Source organism: Rhodoplanes roseus (assembly GCF_003258865.1).
GTDB classification, from domain to species: Bacteria; Pseudomonadota; Alphaproteobacteria; order Rhizobiales; family Xanthobacteraceae; genus Rhodoplanes; species Rhodoplanes roseus.
The window spans coordinates 1-2853 of record NZ_NPEX01000473.1 but is presented as its reverse complement, the minus strand read 5'-3'; the positions used below and the strand labels follow the sequence as shown (position 1 = coordinate 2853).

The 2853-nt window shown below is 74.0% G+C and carries 2 protein-coding genes; one reads left to right on the top strand and one right to left on the bottom strand.

Annotation, left to right across the window (positions count from 1 at the left end; all coding sequences use genetic code 11):
* The coding region (locus tag CH341_RS30305; protein ID WP_210208680.1) for an MFS transporter at positions 1-510 on the bottom strand (510 nt) is incomplete at its 3' end.
* Between the two features lie 209 nt (positions 511-719).
* Between CH341_RS30305 and CH341_RS30300 the strand changes: the two genes are divergently transcribed.
* Positions 720-2853: coiled-coil domain-containing protein (locus CH341_RS30300; RefSeq protein WP_146604691.1), on the top strand; the 2134-nt coding region annotated here is incomplete at its 3' end.

Sequence of the window (2853 nt, the reverse complement as noted above, 5' to 3'; positions counted from 1 at the left end):
CGTCAGGGCGCCGGCCGCCACCGCCGTGACGGCGAGCGCGGCGGCGAGCGCCCACACGACGTTCGGGGCACCGAGCCGCTCCAGCAGCAGCCCGCCGCCCAGATTGGCGGCGATGAAGCTGACCGAGCCCCACATGCGCACGGGCCCATAGGTGCGGCCGCGCTCGAAAAGGCCGCGCAATGCGAAGGCGTCCGCGAAGGGCAGGATCGCGGCCTGGGTCAGCGAGGCCAGCGCATAGGCCGCCAGGATGGCCGGAAAGCCGTGGCAGGACTGCAGGATCACGAAGGCCCCGGCGGTCAGCCAGGCGGCCGTGACCAGGGGTCCTTTCAGCCAGCCGAAATGGTCGGCGATGCGGCTGGCGACCGGCACCACGACCGGCCGGGCCGCCATCGCCAGCGCCAGGACGAGGCCGATCTCGCGCGAATCGAGGCCGCGATCGGCGAGCCAGACCGGCAGGAAGGGGAGCTGGATGCCGCCGAACACGAAATAGGCGGCGTAGAAGACGCCCATGCGCCGGGCAAAACCGTCGTCCGGCAAAGTCGTGTTGTGTAACGGCATCAGGTGGATTGCGCTCCGGTGGCGAGTCGTGCAGATGCTTTAAATCGCGGTCGCCGAAAGTGAAATCCGGTTTTGCGTGCGGCTCCGCTCCACGCAGCGCCCGCCGGCAGGTGCCGGGGGGGCGATTTCGGTCCTGCCGGTCCTGCGGGCCCGATCAACGGATGACCATGTCCGACGCGCTCTCCGCCTACCCCCCGAACGCCGATCCGGGCGAGATCGAACGGACTCCGGCCGACATCGAGTACGAGGCGATCAGCGACGCCCTGCTGGAGACGCGGCGCGGCCGCTGGTTCCTCGACGAGCACGCGCGGCGCACCCGGCTCGAGGAGATGGACCTGCTCGCCCTGGTGCTCGGCCGCATCGAGGTGGCGGTCGCCGAGGCCCGCGAGGAGGCGCGCGCCAAGCCCGCCGAGGCGCCGTCTGCGGGGCCCCTGCTCGACGCGCTGCCGGAGACGCTCGGCCGCATCGAGGCGCGGCTCGCCTTCCTGCCCGACCCCTCGACCGACCGGACCGAGGAGGTTCTCGACGCGCTCGGCCGCCTGCACGAGGCGGTGAGCGCCCGGCCCGAGCCGCAGCCCGCCGGCGTCGACCCGGAGGCGGTGGCGGCCGCCCTCGCCCGCATCGAGGCGGCGATCGCCGAGCAGGAATCGCCGCCGGCCGTGGCCCCTGAGGACCTCGCGCCGCTGTCGCGCATCGAGACGGCGCTGGAGACGCTGCAGGCCGCGGTCGAAGCACAGGCCGTCGCGGCGCAGGCCGCCGCCGCGCAGGCTGTCGCGGCGCAGGCCGCCATGGCGGCACAGGTGCCGACCGAGCCGGCGGTCGATCCGCAGGAGATCGCGAGGCTCGCCCGCATCGAGGAGGCGGTCGAGGCGCTGCGGACCGCCGTCGTCGAGCAGAAAATCCCGGAGCCCGAGATTCGGGCCGAGGATCTCGCGCCGCTGTCGCGGATCGAGACCGCGCTGGAGACCCTGCAGGCCGCCGTCGCGGCGCAAGCCGTCGCGGTGCAGGCGGTCGCGGCCCAGGCGCCGGCCGAGCCTGCGGTCGCGCCCGAGGAGATCGCCCGGCTCGCCCGCATCGAGGAGGCCGTGGACGCCCTGCGCACCGCGGTCGCCGAGCAGAAGCTCCCCGAGCCGGAAATCCGGGCCGAGGATCTCGCCCCGCTGTCACGGATCGAGACCGCACTGGAGGCGCTGCGCGGCGCGGTCGCCGAGCAGACACGTCCCGAGCCGGAAATCCGGGCCGAAGACCTCGCCCCTCTGTCACGCATCGAGACGGCGCTGGAGGCGCTCGGCACCGCAGTCGCCGCGCAGAAGATCCCCGAGCCGGAAATCCGGGCCGAGGACCTGGCGCCGCTGGCCAGGATCGAGACGGCACTCGACACCCTTCAGGCCGCCGTGGCGGCGCAGGCGCCGGCCGATCCGGCGGTGGCGCCCGAGGAGATCGCCCGCCTCGCCCGGATCGAGACCGCGCTGGAGGCGATGCGCACCGCCATCGCCGAGCAGACGCTGCCGGAGCCGGACGTGCGGGCCGCAGACCTCGCGCCGCTGGCCCGCATCGAGACGGCGCTGGACGCCATCCAGGCCGCCGCCCCGCCGGCCAACTGGACCGAGGATCTGGTCACCGCGCTGCGCCGCATCGAGACGGCGCTCGGCCACGAGCGGGCGCCCCCGGCCCTCACCGTGATCCTGGAGGATCTGGTCGCCGCCCTCACCCGCATCGAAGCCGTGCTGATGCGCGAGCCCGACGCCAAGGAGGCTGCGGCAACGGCCCGCAAGGAGTTCATCGCGGCGATCGACCGGATCGAGAGTGCGGTCGAGGCGAGCCTCGGGGTGCATCGCGAGCTGCCCGAAACCGCCGAGATGCGGGCCCAGATGGTGTCGCTCGCCGGCGCGGTCGAGAGCGTCGGGACGGCCGTGGCGGCGCTGTCGGCCAACCCGGCGTCGGGCGACTACAACGACGACATGATCGAGCTGATGCGCGAGCAGAACGCGTGGCTCGACCGCCTCGTCCAGGTGCTGAGCCGGATGCCGCTGCCCGGTGCCGCCCAGGCCGTGACCGACGAGGCCGCAGCACCGTCCGAAGACTCGGCCGGTTCCGACGAGGCGACGCCTGCCCACATCGCGCTGGTCGCGCTTCCGGCCCCCGGGATCGTGGCGCCCGACGTCGTCGAAACCGGGGTCGAAGCCGGGGTCGTCGAATCGGTGGTTGTGGAGGCCGGGATCGTCGAGCCCGTTCCAGCCGCGGCGCCCGAGCCGGCCGCCGCCGACGCACCCGCGGCTGCGGACCAGGCGGCCG